Origin of the sequence: Pseudomonas sp. HT11 (assembly GCF_044875395.1) — a bacterium.
Taxonomy (GTDB): domain Bacteria; phylum Pseudomonadota; class Gammaproteobacteria; order Pseudomonadales; family Pseudomonadaceae; genus Aquipseudomonas.
In genome coordinates, this window is record NZ_CP173217.1 from 995,318 (window position 1) to 1,014,858 (window position 19,541).

Genomic DNA, 19,541 nt, shown 5'->3' on the forward strand with positions numbered 1-19,541 from the left:
AGTGTTCTCCTCAGAAGCCGGTAGGGGTGCGAGTGTGCCAGTCGGTGTTCAACTGGTACTGGTGCGCCACATTGAGCAGGCGGCCTTCCTGGAAATACGGGGCGAGCAATTGCACACCGACCGGCAGGCCATCGACGAAACCGGCGGGCATGGACAAGCCCGGCAAGCCCGCGAGGTTGGCGGTGATGGTGTACAGGTCTTCCAGGTACTCGGCGATCGGGTCGCCGGTCTTGGCGCCGATCTTCCAGGCCGGGTTCGGCGTGGTTGGGCCGAGGATCACGTCGACTTCTTCGAAGGCAGCCATGAAGTCGTTCTTGACCAGGCGACGGATTTTCTGCGCCTTGAGGTAGTACGCGTCGTAATAGCCGGCGGACAGGGCGTAGGCACCGACCATGATCCGACGTTGGACTTCGGCGCCGAAGCCTTCGCCGCGCGAGCGTTTGTACAGGTCTTCGAGGCCTTTCGGGTTTTCACAGCGATAGCCGAAGCGCACGCCGTCGAAACGCGACAGGTTGGAGGAGGCTTCTGCCGGCGCGATCACGTAGTAGGCCGGAATCGCGTGCTGGTTGTTCGGCAGGCTGATTTCCTTGATCACGGCGCCGAGCTGTTCCAGCGTCTTGACGCTGTTGTGCACCAGTTCGGCGATACGCGGGTCGAGGCCGGCGCTGAAATACTCTTTCGGCACGCCAATACGCAGGCCTTTGAGCGAGGTATTGAGGCTGGCGCTGTAGTCCGGCACCGGCTCATCGATGCTGGTGGAGTCCTGCTTATCAAACCCGGCCATACCTTGTAACAAAATCGCGCAGTCTTCAGCGGTGCGTGCCAGCGGGCCGCCCTGATCCAGGCTGGAGGCGTAGGCGATCATGCCCCAACGCGAAACACGACCGTAGGTCGGCTTCAAACCGGTGAGGTTGGTGAACGCGGCGGGCTGACGGATCGAGCCGCCGGTGTCGGTAGCGGTAGCCGCCGGCAGGAAGCGCGCGGCAACGGCGGCAGCCGAACCACCGGACGAACCGCCTGGCACGTGATCCAGGTTCCACGGGTTTTTCACGGCGCCGTAGTAGCTCGACTCGTTGGCAGAACCCATGGCGAATTCGTCCATGTTGGTCTTGCCCAGGGTCACTGCGCCCGCGGCGGCCAGCTTGGACACCACGGTGGCATCGTAGGGCGCTTTGAAGTTGTCGAGCATCTTCGAGCCGCAACTGGTGCGAATGCCCTGGGTGCAGAACAGGTCTTTGTGGGCGATTGGTGCGCCCAGCAGTGCGCCATTCTCACCGTTGGCGCGACGTACGTCGGCGGCCTTGGCCTGGCTCAGGGCCAGTTCCTGGGTGAGGCTGATGAAGCTGTTGACCTTCGGATCAAGCTCGGCGATGCGCGCAAGCAGGGTCTTGGTCAGCTCTTCGGAAGAAAACTTTTTGTCGGCGAGACCGCGGGCGATCTCGGCCAGAGTCATGTGATGCATGAAAGGCTCTTTCCCTTTAGTCGATGACTTTCGGAACCAGGTACAGGCCGTTTTCGACCGCTGGCGCGATGGACTGGTAGGCCTCGCGATTATTTCGCTCGGTCACAACGTCTGCGCGCAGGCGCTGGCTGGCTTCCAGCGGGTGAGCCAGGGGCTCGATGCCGTCGGTATTGACGGCCTGCATTTGGTCAACCAGCCCGAGAATGCTGTTCAGGGCTGCGGTGGTCTGTGGAAGATCGGCTTCATTCAGGCCAAGCGAGGCCAGATGAGCGATTTTTTCCACGTCGGAGCGTTCAAGCGCCATGGGATTCTCCAGTGGAAAACAGAACGGAGGGCGTCCGTGTGTTAGATTGTCGGAACACTACCGCATTTCTACGGTCATATGGCCGCGATTGTGGGGGTTGGTGCACAGAAAGTCGGCCAATTTAGCACATTGGCGCCTTGCCCAAAATCCCTGTCGTTGTTAGAGTTTGCCGCACTTTTTTACCCACGCGTTGCCTAGGGTCCTTTCCCCATGTTCAAGAAACTGCGTGGCATGTTTTCCAGCGATCTTTCCATTGACCTGGGCACTGCCAACACCCTTATTTACGTGCGCGAGCGCGGTATCGTTCTGAATGAGCCATCGGTTGTGGCCATTCGGACCCATGGTAATCAGAAAAGTGTCGTTGCCGTTGGCACCGAGGCCAAGCGCATGCTCGGCCGAACACCAGGCAACATCGCTGCCATTCGTCCGATGAAGGACGGCGTGATCGCCGACTTCAGCGTCTGCGAGAAGATGCTGCAGTACTTCATCAACAAGGTTCACGAAAACAGTTTCCTGCAGCCCAGCCCTCGTGTGCTGATCTGCGTTCCGTGCAAGTCCACCCAGGTTGAGCGTCGTGCCATCCGTGAATCGGCCCTTGGCGCCGGTGCCCGCGAAGTATTCCTGATCGAAGAGCCTATGGCTGCCGCTATCGGCGCCGGCTTGCCGGTCGAAGAAGCGCGCGGTTCGATGGTGGTGGATATCGGTGGTGGTACCACTGAAATCGCCCTGATTTCCCTGAACGGTGTGGTGTACGCCGAATCCGTGCGTGTAGGCGGCGACCGTTTCGATGAAGCGATCATTACTTATGTGCGTCGTAACTACGGCAGCTTGATCGGCGAATCCACCGCCGAGCGCATCAAGCAGGAAATCGGCACCGCTTACCCGGGCGGCGAAGTTCGCGAAGTTGATGTTCGCGGTCGCAACCTGGCCGAAGGCGTTCCACGTGCTTTCACCCTGAACTCCAATGAAGTGCTGGAAGCTCTGCAAGAGTCCCTGGCCACCATTGTTCAGGCAGTGAAGAGCGCCCTGGAGCAATCGCCTCCGGAGCTGGCTTCCGACATCGCCGAGCGTGGCCTGGTGCTGACCGGTGGTGGCGCCTTGCTGCGCGACCTCGACAAGCTGCTGGCCCAGGAAACAGGCCTGCCGGTGATCGTCGCCGAAGACCCGCTGACCTGCGTCGCCCGTGGTGGTGGCCGTGCACTGGAAATGATGGATAAACACACCATGGACCTGCTTTCCAGCGAATAAGATTGCCGGAATGGTTCATGCTTCGCCCGCAGGCAGCACTTTGCAGTGCTGCCTGTTGGCGTTTATCTTCTTCAATCTGCATCCAGGCCGGTTTGATGCCGTATGAATAAAGAGAACATTTGCCCGGGAGGAGCGGCTTATTAAACCGCTTTTCGCCAAAGGCCCCTCATTGGGCGTGCGCTTATTGGTGCTGGTCGTGCTTTCGGTCGCGCTGATGGTGGTCGATGCCCGCTTTGCACTGCTCAAGCCCGTGCGTAGCCAGATGTCGCTGGTGTTGATGCAGACTTACTGGATCACCGACCTGCCGCAACGGCTCTATCAGGGCGTGGCCAGCCAGTTCGGCAGCCGCACTGAGCTTGTCGCCGAGAACGAAAAACTCAAGACTGAAAACCTGCTGTTGCAGGGGCGCATGCAAAAGCTGGCGGCCCTCACCGAGCAGAACGTTCGGCTGCGCGAGTTGCTTAACTCTTCGGCATTGGTCAACGAGAAGGTCGAAGTGGCCGAGTTGATCGGCATGGACCCCAACCCTTTTACCCATCGCATCATCATCAACAAGGGTGAGCGCGACGGTGTGGTCCTGGGTCAACCGGTGCTCGACGCCCGTGGCCTGATGGGCCAGGTGGTCGAGTTGATGCCCTACACTTCGCGCGTATTACTGCTGACGGACACCACCCACAGCATTCCCGTACAGGTCAACCGCAACGGCTTGCGCGCGATTGCCAGCGGTACCGGTAACCCGGAGCGTCTTGAGTTGCGCCATGTGGCCGACACTGCCGACATCAAGGAAGGCGACCTGTTGGTCAGTTCCGGCCTGGGTCAGCGGTTCCCCGCGGGTTACCCGGTAGCGACGGTCAAGGAAGTCATCCACGATTCCGGCCAGCCGTTCGCCATTGTGCGTGCGGTACCGACGGCGGCCTTGAACCGCAGCCGTTACCTGTTGCTGGTGTTCAGCGACAACCGTACGCCGGAAGAGCGTGCCAACGACGCTGCCCAGGCGCAGGAAGCAGAAGACAAGCAGAACGGCACCGCGCCGGTCATTCCTGCCACGGTGCCAAAACCAGCCTTCGTGGGGCCGCCTGCACCTGCGGCGACCTCGGTCGCGCCAGTGGCGACGCCCGTCAAACCTGCGGCCCACAGCGCTCGCTCGGCCAAACCGGCTGCGGCCAAGCCAACGGTCACCACGCCGGCCGCCACCGCGCCAGCGGCTAAACCGCCTGCCATGTCGGCAACCCGACCAGCGGCCGCAGCGCCGGCAACCACGCGGCAGAGGGAGGAATAATGGCCGGTACGCATTCGCGCAATGGCTGGATCGTCTGGCTGACCTTCGCCATCGGCTTGCTGCTCAGCGTTTCGCCGTTGCCGCAATTCATGGAAATCCTGCGACCGCTCTGGCTCGCCTTGCTCCTGGCGTTCTGGTCGCTGACCTTGCCGCACAAGGTAGGCATGGTCACGGCGATGTGCCTGGGCTTGGCGGAGGACGTGCTCTATGGCACCTTGCTGGGCCAGAACGCGCTGATCCTGACCCTGATTACTTTCCTGGTGCTGTCATTGCAGCAGCGGTTGCGCATGTTCCCGATGTGGCAGCAGTGCCTGGTGATCCTGGTGATCTTCGGCCTGGCGCAGTTGGTGCAGCTGTGGCTCAGCGCCTTGACCGGTAACCGCCAGCCGACCCTTGCCCTGGTATTGCCGGCCCTGGTCAGTGCATTGCTGTGGCCTTGGGTCAGCTTCGGCCTGCGTGGTTTACGTCGCCGCTATAAAATCAATTGAATGGATTGCGAGGCTCTGCCTGGTTATCGAACCCTACAGGGAGAGTCTGCAATGAATTCGCTTTATCTGGCCTCGGGCTCCCCAAGGCGGCGTGAACTGCTGACGCAGATCGGTGTGCCTTTCACCGTGGTCAGCGCCGCCATTGATGAAACTCCTCTTACAAACGAATCCGCCGTTGCCTACGTCGAGCGCCTTGCGCACGGCAAGGCCACGGCGGGTTTTGCTGCGCTTGAAAAGACTGCCGGCGCCTGCGTGCTCGGCGCCGACACGGCCGTGATCGTTGATGGTCAGATCCTTGGCAAACCGGTTGACCAGGCCGACGCCCTGGCGATGTTGATGGCCCTGTCGGGACGCGAGCATGAAGTCCTCACCGCCATTGCCGTCACCGACGGCGAGCGCAGCGAAACTCGATGTGTGAGCAGCCGGGTACGTTTTCGCGCTATTTCTGTCGAGGAGGCTACAACCTACTGGCGCAGCGGCGAACCTCAGGACAAGGCGGGCGGCTATGCTATCCAGGGGCTTGGATCGGTGTTTGTCGCCGGGCTCAATGGCAGCTATTCCGCCGTGGTAGGCCTGCCTGTGTGCGAAACCGCGCAACTGCTTGGTCAATTCGGCATACCCTGTTGGCAAAACCTTACCGCGCGCTGAACGCCGTATTCCAGCGCCAAGCCTTAAGCGATCGGTCACTATTGTGAAAACGCCTGAACGAGACCCAGCCATGAGTGAAGAGATTCTGATCAATATCACGCCGATGGAATCGCGCGTGGCGGTGGTAGAGAACGGTGTTCTGCAAGAAGTGCACGTCGAGCGCACCCAGAAGCGCGGCATTGTCGGCAATATCTATAAAGGCAAAGTGGTGCGCGTGTTGCCGGGCATGCAGGCGGCATTCGTCGACATCGGCCTGGACCGCGCCGCGTTTATCCATGCATCGGAAATCTCCCTGCGCGAAGGCCCTGCGGTTGAAAGCATCAGCGCGCTGGTACACGAAGGGCAGAGCCTGGTGGTGCAAGTCACCAAGGACCCGATCGGTTCCAAGGGCGCGCGGCTGACCACTCAACTGTCGATTCCTTCGCGTTACCTCGTGTACATGCCGCGCACTGCGCATGTCGGTATTTCTTTGAAAATCGAAGACGAAGCCGAGCGTGAGCGCCTGAAAAAGGTGGTCAGCGACTGCGTGGCTGCCGAGGGCATCAAGGAAGCGGGTGGTTTTATCCTGCGCACGGCCGCAGAAGGCGCCGGCGCCGATGAAATCCTCATGGACATCAGGTACCTGCGGCGCTTGTGGGACCAGATCGGCGCACAGATCAAAACCATTGGCGCGCCGAGCGTGATCTATGAAGACCTTGGCCTCGCGCTGCGTACGTTGCGCGATTTGGTCAGCCCGAAAATCGAGAAAATTCGCATCGACTCGCGGGAAACCTTCCAGCGCACCACACAATTTGTCGCCGAATTGATGCCGGAAATAGCCGACCGCCTCGAGCATTACCCGGGCGAGCGGCCGATCTTCGATCTTTATGGCGTAGAAGACGAAATCCAGAAAGCCCTGGAGCGCAAAGTGCCGCTCAAATCCGGCGGCTATCTGGTCGTGGACCCGGCAGAGGCCATGACCACCATTGACGTCAACACCGGCGCGTTTGTCGGCCACCGCAATCTCGAAGAGACCATCTTCAAGACCAACCTCGAAGCCGCCACCGCGATTGCCCGCCAACTGCGCCTGCGCAACCTGGGCGGCATCATCATCATTGACTTCATCGACATGGAAGACGAAGAGCACCAGCGCCAGGTGCTGCGTACCCTCGAGAAGCAACTGGAGCGCGATCACGCCAAGACCAACATCATCGGCATCACCGAGCTGGGCCTGGTGCAGATGACCCGCAAGCGTACCCGCGAAAGCCTTGAGCAAGTGCTCTGCGAACCCTGCAGCAGCTGCCAGGGGCGCGGCAAGCTGAAGACCCCGGAAACGGTTTGCTACGAGATTTTCCGCGAAATCTTACGGGAGGCACGCGCCTATCAAGCCGAAGGTTATAGAGTGCTCGCCAACCAGAAAGTCGTCGATCGGTTACTGGATGAAGAGTCTGGTAACGTCGCTGAACTGGAGGGTTTTATCGGGCGCACGATTCGCTTCCAGGTCGAAACCATGTATTCCCAGGAACAATATGACGTGGTGCTGCTCTGATCCCCAATCGCTTAATTTCTTCGAGAACGGCAGACCTTGATCTGCCGTCCGTCCACTGCTTTGAGGGTCGCCTGACATGGAGCGTCTGATACGCTTTTTTGCCGCTTTGACCCGTTGGGGCCTGGGCTTGTGTGCCTTGCTGCTGGTGTTGGCTGCGGTGTACGTGAGCCTGGGTCGTGAATTGACCCCGCTGGTGGCTGAATACCGCGCCGAAATCGAAGCCAAGGCTCAGGCTGCGGTGGACATGCCCGTGCAAATCGGCAGCCTTGAAGGCCGCTGGAGCGGTTTCGCTCCCGTGTTGCTGGCCCACGACGTGATGGTCGGCGAGGGCAGCAGTGCCTTGCGCCTGGACCAGGTTGAGGTGGTGCCGGATATCTGGGCCAGCCTGATGGCCCGCGAAGTGCGTATAGCCCACCTGGAAGTCAGCGGGCTGCAGTTGAGCGTCAAGGAAGACAAGGACGGCCACTGGGCGCTCCAAGGCCTGCCGGTGCAAGATGACCAACCGTTGGACCCTGAGCAGGTGCTGACGCGCATGCAGATGGTCAAGCGCGTGTCCTTGCTCGATAGCCAGGTCACGCTGCAACCGTTCGGCCAGGCGCCGCTGACCCTGACTTACGTGGGCCTGAGCCTGCACACCGGCGCCAATCGCCAGCGCCTCGATGCGCGCCTGACCCTGCCGGATGGCCAGCCACTGGCTGTAAACCTGCGTACCCGTATTCGCGCCAGCGCTTGGAAAGACGGTGAAGTCCAGGCTTACCTGAGCCTGCCGCAAAGCGACTGGGCCAAATGGATACCCGGCAGGCTGACCCAGCAATGGAATGTCACGCAGTTCAAGGCCGGCGGCGAATTCTGGCTGACCTGGGCCAAAGGCACCGTGCAAAGCGCAGTGGCGCGTCTGAACTCACCCCAGCTCAAAGGCAGCTACGCCGACCGCAAGCCGGTCCATATCGAAAACCTTGCCCTTACGGCTTACCTGCAACGCAGTGAAAGCGGCCTCAACGTGCTGTTTGACTCGCTGGCGATGAACATTGGTGAAACGCGCTGGGAGTCGCGCCTGCAATTGCAGCAGAGCCTGGCTACCGACAAGGATCTGGAAGTCTGGAAACTGCAGGCCGACCGCCTTGACCTGACGCCGATCACGCCGCTGCTGAATGCCTTGGCGCCCCTGCCGGAAGGCTTTGCCAAAACCGTCGAACACCTCAAGGCCACTGGCATGCTACGCAACGTGCTGGTGGATTTCCGTCCCCAGGATACGAGCGATCAGAAGGTCAGTTTTGCCGCCAACCTCGAGCGCATCGGGTTTGATGCCTACTTCGGCGCACCGGCTGCGCGCAACGTATCCGGCAGTATCAGCGGCGACTTGGGGCACGGTGAGTTGCGCATGGACAGCAAGGACTTCTCCTTGCACCTGTACCCGATCTTTGCCAAACCGTGGCAGTACATCCAGGCCAATGCACGCCTGACCTGGAAGCTGGATAAAGAAGGTTTCACCCTGATCGCCCCCTACATCAAGGTGCTCGGCGAAGAAGGCAAGGTTGCGGCAGACTTCCTGATTCGTCTGCATTTCGACCATAGCCAGGAAGACTATATGGACCTGCGGGTCGGCATGGTCGATGGCGATGGCCGTTTTACACCCAAGTATTTGCCGGCGGTATTGAGCCCGTCGCTGGATGAGTGGTTGCGCACAGCGATTCTCAAAGGCGCGGTTGACCAAGGTTTCTTCCAGTACCAAGGTTCGCTGAACCATGACGGGCTGCCGGCTGCACGCAATATCAGTCTGTTCTTCAAGGTGCACGATGCCGAACTGGCGTTCCAGCCCGGCTGGCCGCATGTGAGCAAGGTCAATGGTGAAGTGTTTGTCGAGGAGAGCGGCGTGCGCATCCTGGCGAGCAAGGGCCAATTGCTCGACACCAAGGTCAAGGACGTTTACGTCAATATTCCTCACGCGCCAGCCGGTAAAGACAGTCATTTGCTGATCACCGGTGGATTCGCAGGTGGCCTGGGGGATGGCTTGAAGATCCTTCAGGACGCGCCGATCGGCACTGGCTCGACGTTTGCCGGCTGGAAAGGCGAGGGCGACCTGCAAGGCAAGCTGGACCTGGATATTCCGCTGGTCAAAGGCACCGAACCCAAGATCGTGGTGGATTTCCAGACCGACAAGTCCCGCCTGCAATTGGCCGAGCCGACTCTGGATTTGAGCCAGCTCAAGGGCGATTTCCGCTTCGACAGCACCAAGGGGCTGAGCGGCCAGAACATCTCCGCCCAGGCGTTTGATCGTCCGATCACCGCGCAGATCGTTGCTGATGGCAAACCGGGCACTATCAGCACGCGTATCACCGCCAAGGGGCAGGTCACGGTCAAGCGCCTGACGGACTGGTTGAAAATTAGCCAGCCGCTGCCGGTGTCCGGCGATATCCCCTACCAATTGCAAGTGACGCTGGACGGCGCCGACAGCCAACTGATGGTCAGTTCCAACATGAAAGGCGTAGCGGTCGATCTGCCCGCACCGTTTGGCATGCCCGCCAGCCAGGGGCGCGACAGCGTGTTCCGCATGACCTTGCAGGGGGCCGAGCGCCGCTACTGGTTCGATTATGGCGAGCTGGCGAGCTTCACCTTTGCGTCGCCTCCGGACAAATTCAATGAGGGTCGTGGGGAGTTGTTCCTGGGGGACGGTGATGCCGTGCTGCCGGCTGCCAAAGGCTTGCGCATTCGTGGCGTGCTGTCGGAGCTGGATATAGACCCATGGAAAAAACTGGTCGACCGTTACGCCGGCAATGACCCAGGCGGCAATGCCAAGCAACTGCTCAGCGGTGCTGATTTCAAGGTGGGCAAGTTGAGCGGTTTTGGTACCCAATTTGACCAGGTCAACCTGCAACTTGACCGCAAACCGGCCGCATGGGGGTTGCAGTTCGACAGTCAGCAAGCCAAAGGTGCTGTGAACCTTCCGGATGCCAAGGGCGCGCCTATTGCAATCAACCTGCAGTACGTGAAATTGCCAGCGGTGGATCCGAAGGCACAGGCCGACGAAAACGCGCCAGACCCGTTGGCGGATGTCGACCCCAAGGACATTCCAGCGCTGGATATCTCCATCAATCAACTGTTCCAGGGGCCGGACTTGGTGGGCGCCTGGTCACTGAAAGTACGGCCGACGGCCAAAGGCCTGGCCTTCAACAATCTGGACCTTGGCCTCAAAGGCATGCAGCTCAACGGCGCTGGTGGTTGGGAAGGCGCGCCGGGTAACAGCAGCAGTTGGTACAAAGGCCGCCTGGACGGCAAGAACATCGCCGATGTGCTCAAAGGCTGGGGGTTCGCGCCGACGGTAACCAGTGAAGACTTCCATCTGGATGTGGACGGTCGCTGGCCGGGCTCGCCGGCTTGGGTCGGTCCCAAGCGTTTCTCCGGTAGCCTGGATGCAGCGTTCCGCAAAGGCCAGTTCGTTGAGGTCGAAGGTGGCGCGCAGGCTCTGCGGGTATTTGGCCTGCTGAATTTCAACTCCATCGGGCGCCGTTTGCGTCTGGACTTCTCGGACTTGCTCGGCAAAGGCTTGAGCTATGACCGGGTCAAAGGCTTGCTCGCGGCCAGCAATGGCGTGTTCGTGACGCGTGAACCCATCACCATGACCGGGCCTTCCACCAACCTGGAGCTCAACGGCACGCTGGACCTGGTAGCCGACCGCGTCGACGCCAAGCTGCTGGTCACGTTGCCGGTGACCAATAACCTGCCAATTGCCGCTTTGATTGTCGGTGCACCGGCCATTGGTGGCGCGCTGTTTTTGATCGACAAGTTGATTGGCGATCGTGTTTCGCGCTTCGCCAGCGTGCAGTACAAGGTGCAAGGGCCTTGGAAGGATCCAAAAATCACCTTCGACAAGCCATTTGAAAAACCAAACTGAGAGGCTGTGGAGTAGCATGGCCGCATGCCCTTTTCGGAGTGTCGGCCTATGTCCTTTGCGGTAATTCAGATGGTCAGCCAGAGCGATGTTCTGGCCAACCTGGCCCAGGCCAGGCGCTTGCTGGAGCAAGCGGCGGCGGGCGGCGCGAAGCTGGCGGTACTGCCGGAGAACTTCGCCGCCATGGGCCGCCGTGACATAGCCGATCTCGGCCGCGCCGAAGCTTTGGGCGAAGGCCCGATCCTGCCGTGGTTGAAACAGACCGCTCGCGACCTCACCTTATGGATAGTGGCCGGTACTATGCCGTTGCCGCCCAAGGACCAACCCAATGCCAAGTCCAACGCTTGCTCGCTGCTGATCGATGATCAGGGCGAAATCGTCGCCCGTTACGACAAGCTGCACTTGTTCGATGTGGATGTAGCAGATGCGCGGGGTCGTTATCGCGAATCTGACGACTATGCTTTCGGGAGCAATGTGGTAGTAGCGGACACGCCGGTGGGGCGATTGGGCCTGACGGTGTGCTACGACCTGCGGTTCCCCGAGCTGTACAGCGAATTGCGCGCGGCGGGGGCTGAATTGATTACCGCCCCCTCGGCGTTTACAGCGGTAACCGGTGCTGCGCATTGGGACGTACTGATTCGGGCGCGAGCCATTGAAACCCAGTGCTACTTGCTGGCAGCTGCCCAAGGCGGCGTACACCCAGGCCCACGGGAAACCTTTGGCCACGCAGCGATTGTCGACCCTTGGGGGCGCGTGCTGACACAACAGGATCAGGGCGAAGCGGTGTTGTTGGCCGAACGCGATAGCAATGAACAAGCGTCGATACGGGCGCGCATGCCGGTGGTCAACCATCGGCGCTTTTTCTCGCAGGGCGCGCAGCGGCCTGCTTCGGAACGATGAATTTAAGGCCAAACCTATGAGCGAGTTGTTGTCCTCAGTCAGTGAACACCTCCTGGCACCCGGTGGCGTGACCATCGAAAGCTTGCAAACCGTGCTCGGCGACCTGGCCGGGCCAGGCATCGACGCGGCGGACCTGTATTTCCAGGGGCAGATTTCCGAGTCATGGGCCCTCGAAGACGGCATCGTCAAGGAAGGCAGTTTCAACCTTGACCAGGGCGTGGGCGTGCGTGCGCAATCCGGTGAAAAGACCGGGTTTGCCTACAGTAATGCCATCACCCTTGAAGCGCTGGGTCTGGCGGCCCGCGCAGCGCGCTCGATTTCCCGCGCTGGCCAGAACGGCACGGTGCAGGCGTTCAGTACCCAGGATGTGGCGCAGTTGTACGCGCCGGATAACCCTCTGGAAGTGATCAGCCGTGCGGAAAAGGTCGATTTGCTCAAGCGTATCGACGCCGCTACCCGCGCCCTCGACCCGCGCATACAGCAAGTGACCGTGAGCATGGCCGGTGTGTGGGAACGCATTCTGGTGGCGTCCACCGACGGCGGGCTGGCGGCGGATGTACGGCCGTTGGTACGGTTTAATGTCAGCGTGATCGTTGAGCAGAATGGTCGCCGCGAGCGCGGTGGCCATGGCGGCGGCGGGCGTACCGACTACCGTTATTTCCTTTCTGATGACCGCGCCATGGGCTATGCCCGCGAGGCGCTGCGCCAGGCGCTGGTTAACCTGGAAGCCATCCCTGCACCCGCCGGTACCTTGCCGGTGGTGTTGGGTTCGGGCTGGTCTGGGGTTTTGCTGCACGAAGCGGTGGGCCACGGCCTGGAAGGCGACTTCAATCGCAAGGGCAGTTCGGCCTACAGCGGGCGCATGGGCGAGATGGTCGCGTCCAAGCTGTGCACCATTGTCGACGACGGTACCTTGGCGGGTCGCCGTGGTTCGTTGAGCGTTGATGACGAAGGCACGCCGACCGAGTGCACCACGCTGATTGAAAACGGTGTGCTCAAGGGCTACATGCAAGACAAACTCAATGCGCGCCTGATGGGCGTGGCGCGCACCGGTAACGGCCGTCGCGAGTCCTACGCGCACTTGCCGATGCCACGTATGACCAATACCTACATGCTCGGTGGCCAAAGCGATCCGGCGGAAATCATCGCCTCGGTCAAACGCGGGATCTACTGCGCCAACCTCGGCGGCGGCCAGGTGGATATCACCAGCGGCAAGTTTGTGTTCTCCACCAGCGAGGCGTACCTGATCGAAGACGGCAAGATTACCGCGCCGGTCAAAGGGGCGACGTTGATTGGTAACGGGCCGGAAGCCATGAGCAAGGTGTCGATGGTCGGTAACGACCTGTCGCTGGACAGCGGCGTGGGCACATGCGGCAAGGATGGGCAGTCGGTGCCGGTCGGCGTTGGCCAGCCAACCTTGAAGATTGATGCGATCACCGTGGGTGGCACGGGGTCGTAAGCGGTGGAGCTTCGGGTGGCGCAGAACGCCACCCGGGGAAGAGGATCAGCGCAGGCCGCGTTGAGTCTCGTCCAGCTCACGGATGTACTTGAAAATTTTACGGCTGGTGGCCGGAGCCTTGTTTTGCGCCAGTTCGTGCTGGGCCTGACGGATCAGGGAGCGCAGTTGCTGGCGGTCCGCGTCCGGGTAGTCCACCACGAATTTCTCCAGTACAGCGTCATCGCCCGAAATCAGGCGGTCACGCCAACGTTCCAGGTTATGGAAACGTTCGTTGTACTGGCGAGTGGAGGCATCGAGTTGATCGAGCAACGTCAGAATGGCGTCAGTGTCCTGATCGCGCATCAATTTGCCGATAAACATGATGTGCCGTTTACGCGCGATATTCGCGGTGTGCTTGGGCGCATCCGCCAGGGCCCGGCGCATTTCGTCGGTCAGTGGCAGTTTTGCAACCAAATCCGGCTTGAGCGTTGTAAGGCGCTCGCCAAGGTCAACCAGAGCATGCAGCTCGCGTTTGACCTGGGTTTTGCTTTTCTCCCCATCGAGGGAGTCGTCGTAAGAATCAACCATGGTGGCAGTCCGCAAAGAAACGCCGCCATGATAACCAGTCGGGGGCCGCTTGTCCGGCCCGGTCGCTCGATGGCCTTAACCGAAAGCAGAATTTGAGTGGAGAAAACCATGAGTGCAGCCCAAAGCGTCGGTCCGCAAGCGTTACCGGCACTGCAGGAACAAGTCGAGCAGATCCTTGCCGAGGCCAAGCGCCAGGGTGCCAGTGCCTGTGAAGTGGCCGTATCGCTGGAGCAGGGGCTGTCGACGTCGGTGCGCCAGCGGGAAGTGGAAACTGTCGAATTCAATCGCGATCAGGGTTTTGGTATCACCTTGTATTCGGGGCAGCGCAAAGGCTCGGCGAGTACGTCGGCCAGCGGTCCGGAAGCGATTCGCGAAACTGTCGCTGCTGCGTTGGCGATTGCCAAGCACACGTCCGAAGACGAAAGCTCGGGCTTGGCCGACAAAGCGCTTATGGCCAAGGACTTGAAGGATTTCGACCTCTTTCACGCCTGGGACATCACGCCTGAGCAGGCTATCGAGCAGGCGCTGATCTGCGAAGCTGCGGCGTTTGATGCCGATCCCCGCATCAAGAATGCTGATGGCACCACCTTGAGCACCCATCAGGGTTGCCGTGTTTACGGCAACAGCCACGGTTTTATCGGCGGTTACGCTTCTACTCGCCATAGCTTGAGCTGCGTGATGATCGCCGAAGCCGATGGCCAGATGCAGCGTGATTATTGGTACGACGTAAGCCGTCAGGGTGAATTGCTGGCGAACCCGGTCAGTATTGGTCAGCGCGCTGCGCAGCGCGCGGCGAGCCGTTTGGGCGCGCGTCCGGTGCCGACGTGTGAAGTGCCGGTGCTGTTCTCGGCCGAACTTGCCGGAGGCCTGTTTGGCAGCTTCCTGGGGGCGATTTCCGGTGGGAATCTGTACCGCAAGTCCTCGTTCCTTGAGGGCGCAATCGGCCAGAAGTTGTTCCCTGAGTGGCTGACCATCGATGAGCGTCCTCATCTAATGCGTGCCATGGGCAGTTCCGCCTTCGACGGTGATGGCCTGGCGACCTATGCCAAGCCGTTCGTCGAGAAGGGCGAGCTGGTCTCGTACGTGTTGGGCACTTACGCCGGTCGCAAGCTCGGGCTGCCGAGCACGGCCAACTCCGGTGGCGTGCACAACCTGTTCGTGACCCATGGCGACGAAGACCAGGCTGCGCTGCTGCGTCGCATGGGCCGCGGCCTGCTGGTGACCGAGTTGATGGGCAGTGGCCTGAATATGGTCACGGGTGACTATTCCCGCGGCGCCGCCGGTTTCTGGGTGGAAAACGGCGAGATTCAGTTCGCCGTCCAGGAAGTGACTATTGCTGGCAACATGCGCGACATGTTCAAGCAGATCGTTGCCGTCGGTAACGATCTGGAGTTGCGCAGCAATATTCGCACGGGGTCGGTGTTGATCGAGCGGATGACCGTCGCCGGCAGCTAAACACTCAACGTCTCAAAAAAAAGGCGCGCCATCCTACAGATGGCGCGCCTTTTTTTGTGCTCGCGCCATGGGTGGATTCACGTGCCACCCTTGTTTTGATTCTCAATATCATTTAATAATAAATATCATTACCGAATGAGTGTGGATCATGAGTTCTGTCCTGCATGAGGATCCGTACCTGGAAAGCTGGCGCTGGATGAGTCGTCAGATTCGATGCGGCCTCGATCCCAATGAACCTCGCCTGATCGAACATTACCTCAATGAGGGTCGATACCTGGCTTGCTGCACCGCGACCCATCCGTGGACGATCGCTGAAACATCATTCCGTCTGTTGATCGACACCGCCAGCGATGTCGCCTTGCCCTGGCATTGGCGATCCATGTGCTTGGACCAGGCGTGGCGCCCGCTGCGTGACCTGGAAAAACTCTCTCACTGTGCCTGCCGCCTCAAGCGCTGGCAGACCTTTGCCTGGCAATTGGCGACCTGCGAATTGCTGCCCTCCATTTCCGTTTCTGACCTGGTGCAAGGATCTTCCGATGAGTAACACCCGTATCGAACGCGACAGCATGGGCGAACTGCAAGTGCCTGCCGGGGCCTTGTATGGCGCGCAAACTCAGCGCGCGGTGAACAATTTCCCAATCAGCAACCAGCGTATGCCGGCGCAATTCATTCGCGCCCTGATTTTGGCCAAGGCCGCCGCCGCCAAGGTTAACGTCGACCTCAAGCAGATCAGCGAAGCGCAAGGCAAAGCCATTGTCGACGCCGCTCAGGGTTTGCTGGAAGGTGATTACATGCCGCACTTTCCGGTGGATATCTTCCAGACCGGTTCCGGCACCAGCTCCAACATGAACGCCAACGAAGTGATTGCGACCCTCGCCAGTCGTTTGCTGGGCGAAGCGGTCAACCCCAACGACCACGTGAACTGCGGCCAAAGCAGCAACGACATTATTCCGACCACCATTCACGTCAGCGCCGCATTGGTGTTGCACGAGCAAACGCTGCCGGCCTTGCTGCACCTGGTGCAGGTGATCGAACACAAGGCCGAGGAGGTCCACCCGTTCATCAAAACCGGCCGCACCCACTTGATGGACGCCATGCCGGTGCGTATGAGCCAAGTGCTTAACGGCTGGGCGCAACAACTCAAAGCCAATATTGGTCACTTGCAGGACTTGCTGCCGAGCTTGCAAGCCCTGGCCCAGGGCGGCACGGCGGTCGGCACCGGGATCAACGCACACCCGGAATTCGCCGCGCGTTTCAGCCAGCAACTGAGCACCCTGACCGGCGTGAAATTCACACCGGGCAAGAACCTGTTCGCGTTGATTGGCTCCCAGGACACCGCTGTGGCCGTCTCCGGCCAGCTGAAAGCCACCGCCGTCTCGCTGATGAAAATTGCCAACGATTTGCGCTGGATGAACTCCGGACCGCTCGCGGGCCTGGGTGAAATCGAACTGGAGGGCTTGCAGCCGGGCTCTTCGATCATGCCTGGCAAGGTCAATCCGGTGATCCCTGAAGCGACTGCCATGGTTGCTGCGCAAGTCATCGGCAATGACACCGTGATCACTGTTGCGGGTCAGTCCGGCAACTTTGAACTCAACGTGATGCTGCCGATCATTGCCCAAAACCTGCTCAGCAGCCTCGAACTGCTGGCTAATTCCAGCCGACTGCTGGCAGACAAGGCCATCGCCAGCTTCAAAGTGAACGAGGCCAAGCTCAAGGAAGCGCTGTCGCGCAACCCGATTCTGGTCACGGCCCTCAACCCGATCATTGGTTACCAAAAAGCCGCTGAAATTGCCAAGAAGGCCTACCAGCAAGGCCGTCCGGTAATTGATGTCGCCCTCGAGCACACCGACTTGTCACGTAGCCAACTCGAGATCCTGCTGGATCCGGAAAAGCTCACGGCCGGCGGTGTGTAATCACCGACTCTGCTTTGGAGGCTCACCATGGAGCACTGGAAACGCACGATCGAACGAGCCAATCGCTGCTTTATGCAGGGCGAATTGGTTGACGCTCGCGAGGCCTATTTGCAAGCCCTGGCCCTGGCTCAAGTGTTATTCGAGCGCTGGGCGGATGCCGACGAAGCAGTGGCGGCTTGCGTCATCTCCCATCACAACCTGGCGGACTTGCACCTGCGCCTGAACCAGCCCGAGGAAAGTGCGGAATACCTGTGCGCTATCCATCAACGCCTGTTGCAGACCATGCAGGACCCGCGCCTGAGCCCGCAATTGCGCGAGGCGGCGCTGCGCCAGAGCAGCAAGACCTACGTCGAACTGTTGAACTTCATCAGTGATCACGGCGAGTACCCGCGGACCTATCGCTTGCTGGGTGGCACTGCGGCGCAACCGCAAGCGTCGACCCGCAACAGTCCCTATTACGGAGCACATTGATATGTCCTACACCTTGCCTGCCTTGCCCTACGCCTATGATGCCCTGGAGCCGCATATCGATGCGCAGACCATGGAAATCCACTACACCAAGCATCACCAGACCTACATCAACAATCTGAATGCAGCGGTCGAGGGCACCGAGTTCGCGGGCTGGCCGGTTGAAAAGCTGGTCTCCAGCGTCCAGCAACTGCCGGAAAAACTACGCGCAGCGGTGATTAACCAAGGTGGCGGTCACGCTAACCATTCGTTGTTCTGGGCGGTGATGTCTCCCAAAGGCGGTGGCAAACCCGAGGGCGCGCTAGGCACAGCGATCGAGACACAACTGGGCGGTTTCGACAGTTTCAAGGACGCCTTCACCAAGGCGGCCTTGACCCGATTCGGCAGCGGCTGGGCCTGGTTGAGCGTCACGCCGCAAAAAACTCTGGTGGTCGAAAGCAGCGGCAACCAGGACAGCCCACTGATGAACGGCAACACGCCGATCCTCGGTCTGGACGTCTGGGAGCACGCTTACTACCTGCTCTACCAGAACCGCCGCCCGGAATACATCAACGCCTTCTACAGCGTCATCAACTGGCCGGAAGTCGCCGCACGCTACCAGGCCGCCGTGGCCTGATATTCATCCAATAACAAGATCTAAGGCCGACTATGGGCACTGAAACACTGGCGATCAGCAGCGGACGAATGTTTCGTTATGCGTTTGGTTCGCTGCTGCTATTGGCAGGCACTGCATTGCTGGTGGCCCACGGGCTGGCCTGGCTGGATCTTGAGCCGCGCATCCTGCGCGCCTTGCAGGGCGGGGCGATCTGCGCGCTTGGGACGGCACTGGGCGCAGTCCCGGTGCTGGTGATTCGCCGGATGCCGGTAGCGCTCAGCGATACCCTGCTGGGATTTGGCGCCGGTGTGATGTTGGCGGCGACGGCCTTTTCGCTGATCGTGCCAGGTATTGCGGCCGCTGAAGGCCTTGGGCTATCGCCTTGGGGAGCCAGTGGTTTGATCAGCTTCGGCATCATGCTCGGTGCGTTCGGGTTGTACCTGGTTGACCGCAAGGTCTCCGGCGCCAGCCCGGAAATGCTGGTGGGCACGCCGGACAAGCCGGTGATTCCACCGCGCATTTGGTTGTTCGTGTTTGCCATCATTGCCCACAACATTCCGGAGGGCATGGCCGTAGGTGTCTCGGCGGGTGGCGGCATGCCGGATGCCGACAGCCTGGCAATGGGCATTGCCCTGCAGGATGTTCCGGAAGGTTTAGTGATTGCGCTGGTCTTGGCCGGGGCAGGGATGTCGCGGATCAAAGCGTTCCTGATCGGCGCTGCGTCAGGGTTGGTCGAACCGGTATTTGCGGTGCTCTGTGCCTGGCTGGTGAGCCTGGCGGAAATTTTGTTACCGCTGGGGCTCGCATTGGCGGCTGGGGCGATGTTGCTGGTGGTGACGCACGAAGTGATTCCCGAATCGCGCCGCAATGGTCACGAAAAGCTTGCCAGTCTGGGACTGTGCATCGGGTTCTGCTTGATGATGGTGATGGATACTGCTCTGGGATAAACCTCGGCCCATTATTACAGGCCAGGCTTGGCAACGTTGGCGTCCGCCCGGTGACGGCAGGGCTTGAGGGCGTCCCGCCAGCAAGCCGATGCCTGGACGTGGTTATTCGCCTTCGTCAAAGAAGTTATTGATCAGCTTTACCAGCGCGTCCATCGCTTCCTGTTCTTGCTCGCCTTCAGTCTTCAAGTGAATCTTGGTGCCCTTGCCGGCAGCCAGCATCATCATGGCCATGATGCTCTTGCCGTCGACCATGGATTCAGGAGTGCGCCCGGCCCGGATCTGGCAAGGGAACTGCCCGGCCACACCGACGAATTTGGCGGAAGCGCGAGCGTGCAGGCCCAGCTTGTTGATGATTTCAATTTCCAGAGCGGGCATCGAACAGGTGTTCCTT

18 protein-coding genes are annotated in these 19,541 nt (G+C 60.3%); 14 read left to right on the top strand and 4 right to left on the bottom strand.

All coding sequences use genetic code 11. The features are described 5' to 3' along the window. Positions 1–10: 10 nt before the first annotated feature. Together gatA and gatC are read right to left on the bottom strand one after the other, a co-directional pair. Positions 11–1,462, bottom strand: a complete 1,452-nt coding sequence (gene gatA / locus ABWL43_RS04415) for an Asp-tRNA(Asn)/Glu-tRNA(Gln) amidotransferase subunit GatA (RefSeq protein ID WP_242194709.1) — start codon at positions 1,460–1,462, stop codon at positions 11–13. Between the two features lie 16 nt (positions 1,463–1,478). Then, positions 1,479–1,766, bottom strand: coding sequence for an Asp-tRNA(Asn)/Glu-tRNA(Gln) amidotransferase subunit GatC (gatC, locus tag ABWL43_RS04420; protein WP_003171764.1), 288 nt, complete (start codon positions 1,764–1,766; stop codon positions 1,479–1,481). A 210-nt stretch (positions 1,767–1,976) separates the two neighbouring features. On the opposite strand from gatC, the gene mreB reads away from it, so the two are divergent. The 8 genes from mreB to tldD all read left to right on the top strand — a co-directional run bounded on the left by mreB (position 1,977) and on the right by tldD (position 13,205). Further along, positions 1,977–3,014: a rod shape-determining protein MreB gene (gene mreB / locus ABWL43_RS04425; RefSeq protein WP_002555108.1), complete on the top strand. Its 1,038-nt coding sequence runs from the start codon at positions 1,977–1,979 to the stop codon at positions 3,012–3,014. A 139-nt stretch (positions 3,015–3,153) separates the two neighbouring features. Continuing rightward, a complete protein-coding gene (gene mreC / locus ABWL43_RS04430) occupies positions 3,154–4,293 on the top strand; it encodes a rod shape-determining protein MreC (RefSeq protein WP_404488368.1) in 1,140 nt (379 codons plus the stop codon). Beyond that, positions 4,293–4,781 (top strand): rod shape-determining protein MreD, encoded by a 489-nt coding sequence (gene mreD / locus ABWL43_RS04435; protein WP_017138250.1) that lies wholly within the window; start codon positions 4,293–4,295, stop codon positions 4,779–4,781. The genes mreC and mreD overlap by 1 nt, the downstream gene beginning before the upstream one ends. Before the next feature lie 51 nt (positions 4,782–4,832). Next, positions 4,833–5,429, top strand: a complete 597-nt coding sequence (locus tag ABWL43_RS04440) for a nucleoside triphosphate pyrophosphatase (RefSeq protein WP_262207095.1) — start codon at positions 4,833–4,835, stop codon at positions 5,427–5,429. A 70-nt stretch (positions 5,430–5,499) separates the two neighbouring features. Further along, a complete protein-coding gene (gene rng / locus ABWL43_RS04445) occupies positions 5,500–6,957 on the top strand; it encodes a ribonuclease G (protein WP_010213134.1) in 1,458 nt (485 codons plus the stop codon). Positions 6,958–7,033: 76 nt separating this feature from the next. After that, entirely contained in the window at positions 7,034–10,849 is a 3,816-nt protein-coding gene (locus tag ABWL43_RS04450; RefSeq protein WP_404486912.1) for a YhdP family protein, read from the top strand. Between the two features lie 48 nt (positions 10,850–10,897). Next, a complete protein-coding gene (locus tag ABWL43_RS04455; protein ID WP_404486914.1) occupies positions 10,898–11,746 on the top strand; it encodes a carbon-nitrogen hydrolase family protein in 849 nt (282 codons plus the stop codon). A 16-nt stretch (positions 11,747–11,762) separates the two neighbouring features. Continuing rightward, complete coding sequence (tldD, locus tag ABWL43_RS04460) at positions 11,763–13,205, top strand: metalloprotease TldD (RefSeq protein WP_145165191.1); 1,443 nt, start codon at positions 11,763–11,765, stop codon at positions 13,203–13,205. A gap of 45 nt (positions 13,206–13,250) precedes the next feature. Here the strand turns inward: tldD and yjgA are convergent, their stop codons facing one another. After that, positions 13,251–13,772 (bottom strand): ribosome biogenesis factor YjgA, encoded by a 522-nt coding sequence (gene yjgA, locus ABWL43_RS04465; protein WP_083360139.1) that lies wholly within the window; start codon positions 13,770–13,772, stop codon positions 13,251–13,253. A gap of 108 nt (positions 13,773–13,880) precedes the next feature. On the opposite strand from yjgA, the gene pmbA reads away from it, so the two are divergent. The 6 genes from pmbA (at position 13,881) to ABWL43_RS04495 (ending at position 19,150) form a co-directional block, all read left to right on the top strand. Next, positions 13,881–15,227 (top strand): metalloprotease PmbA, encoded by a 1,347-nt coding sequence (gene pmbA / locus ABWL43_RS04470; protein ID WP_124416442.1) that lies wholly within the window; start codon positions 13,881–13,883, stop codon positions 15,225–15,227. Positions 15,228–15,375: 148 nt separating this feature from the next. Next, the gene (locus ABWL43_RS04475) at positions 15,376–15,771 is read left to right on the top strand and encodes a FagA protein (protein ID WP_404486917.1); all 396 of its coding nucleotides are present in this window, start codon (positions 15,376–15,378) and stop codon (positions 15,769–15,771) included. Next, positions 15,764–17,140, top strand: a complete 1,377-nt coding sequence (locus tag ABWL43_RS04480) for a lyase family protein (RefSeq protein WP_145165187.1) — start codon at positions 15,764–15,766, stop codon at positions 17,138–17,140. The genes ABWL43_RS04475 and ABWL43_RS04480 overlap by 8 nt, the downstream gene beginning before the upstream one ends. Before the next feature lie 27 nt (positions 17,141–17,167). Beyond that, entirely contained in the window at positions 17,168–17,611 is a 444-nt protein-coding gene (locus tag ABWL43_RS04485; protein ID WP_404486919.1) for a hypothetical protein, read from the top strand. Position 17,612: 1 nt separating this feature from the next. Continuing rightward, positions 17,613–18,224: a superoxide dismutase gene (locus ABWL43_RS04490; protein ID WP_242194692.1), complete on the top strand. Its 612-nt coding sequence runs from the start codon at positions 17,613–17,615 to the stop codon at positions 18,222–18,224. A 32-nt stretch (positions 18,225–18,256) separates the two neighbouring features. After that, complete coding sequence (locus tag ABWL43_RS04495; RefSeq protein ID WP_262207105.1) at positions 18,257–19,150, top strand: ZIP family metal transporter; 894 nt, start codon at positions 18,257–18,259, stop codon at positions 19,148–19,150. 102 nt (positions 19,151–19,252) lie between these two features. Here the strand turns inward: ABWL43_RS04495 and ABWL43_RS04500 are convergent, their stop codons facing one another. Further along, positions 19,253–19,525, bottom strand: a complete 273-nt coding sequence (locus tag ABWL43_RS04500; RefSeq protein ID WP_049709983.1) for an HPr family phosphocarrier protein — start codon at positions 19,523–19,525, stop codon at positions 19,253–19,255. Positions 19,526–19,541 lie beyond the last annotated feature (16 nt).

What these genes read in the sequence shown, in the direction of transcription:
- gatA (WP_242194709.1), bottom strand. Translation starts at nt 1,462, where the DNA reads ATGCATCACATGACTCTGGCCGAGATCGCCCGCGGTCTCGCCGACAAA.
- tldD (WP_145165191.1), top strand. Translation starts at nt 11,763, where the DNA reads ATGAGCGAGTTGTTGTCCTCAGTCAGTGAACACCTCCTGGCACCCGGT.
- ABWL43_RS04455 (WP_404486914.1), top strand. Translation starts at nt 10,898, where the DNA reads ATGTCCTTTGCGGTAATTCAGATGGTCAGCCAGAGCGATGTTCTGGCC.
- pmbA (WP_124416442.1), top strand. Translation starts at nt 13,881, where the DNA reads ATGAGTGCAGCCCAAAGCGTCGGTCCGCAAGCGTTACCGGCACTGCAG.
- ABWL43_RS04500 (WP_049709983.1), bottom strand. Translation starts at nt 19,525, where the DNA reads ATGCCCGCTCTGGAAATTGAAATCATCAACAAGCTGGGCCTGCACGCT.
- rng (WP_010213134.1), top strand. Translation starts at nt 5,500, where the DNA reads ATGAGTGAAGAGATTCTGATCAATATCACGCCGATGGAATCGCGCGTG.
- ABWL43_RS04475 (WP_404486917.1), top strand. Translation starts at nt 15,376, where the DNA reads ATGAGTTCTGTCCTGCATGAGGATCCGTACCTGGAAAGCTGGCGCTGG.
- ABWL43_RS04480 (WP_145165187.1), top strand. Translation starts at nt 15,764, where the DNA reads ATGAGTAACACCCGTATCGAACGCGACAGCATGGGCGAACTGCAAGTG.
- yjgA (WP_083360139.1), bottom strand. Translation starts at nt 13,772, where the DNA reads ATGGTTGATTCTTACGACGACTCCCTCGATGGGGAGAAAAGCAAAACC.
- ABWL43_RS04440 (WP_262207095.1), top strand. Translation starts at nt 4,833, where the DNA reads ATGAATTCGCTTTATCTGGCCTCGGGCTCCCCAAGGCGGCGTGAACTG.
- ABWL43_RS04495 (WP_262207105.1), top strand. Translation starts at nt 18,257, where the DNA reads ATGGGCACTGAAACACTGGCGATCAGCAGCGGACGAATGTTTCGTTAT.
- mreD (WP_017138250.1), top strand. Translation starts at nt 4,293, where the DNA reads ATGGCCGGTACGCATTCGCGCAATGGCTGGATCGTCTGGCTGACCTTC.
- ABWL43_RS04450 (WP_404486912.1), top strand. Translation starts at nt 7,034, where the DNA reads ATGGAGCGTCTGATACGCTTTTTTGCCGCTTTGACCCGTTGGGGCCTG.
- ABWL43_RS04490 (WP_242194692.1), top strand. Translation starts at nt 17,613, where the DNA reads ATGTCCTACACCTTGCCTGCCTTGCCCTACGCCTATGATGCCCTGGAG.
- mreB (WP_002555108.1), top strand. Translation starts at nt 1,977, where the DNA reads ATGTTCAAGAAACTGCGTGGCATGTTTTCCAGCGATCTTTCCATTGAC.
- ABWL43_RS04485 (WP_404486919.1), top strand. Translation starts at nt 17,168, where the DNA reads ATGGAGCACTGGAAACGCACGATCGAACGAGCCAATCGCTGCTTTATG.
- gatC (WP_003171764.1), bottom strand. Translation starts at nt 1,766, where the DNA reads ATGGCGCTTGAACGCTCCGACGTGGAAAAAATCGCTCATCTGGCCTCG.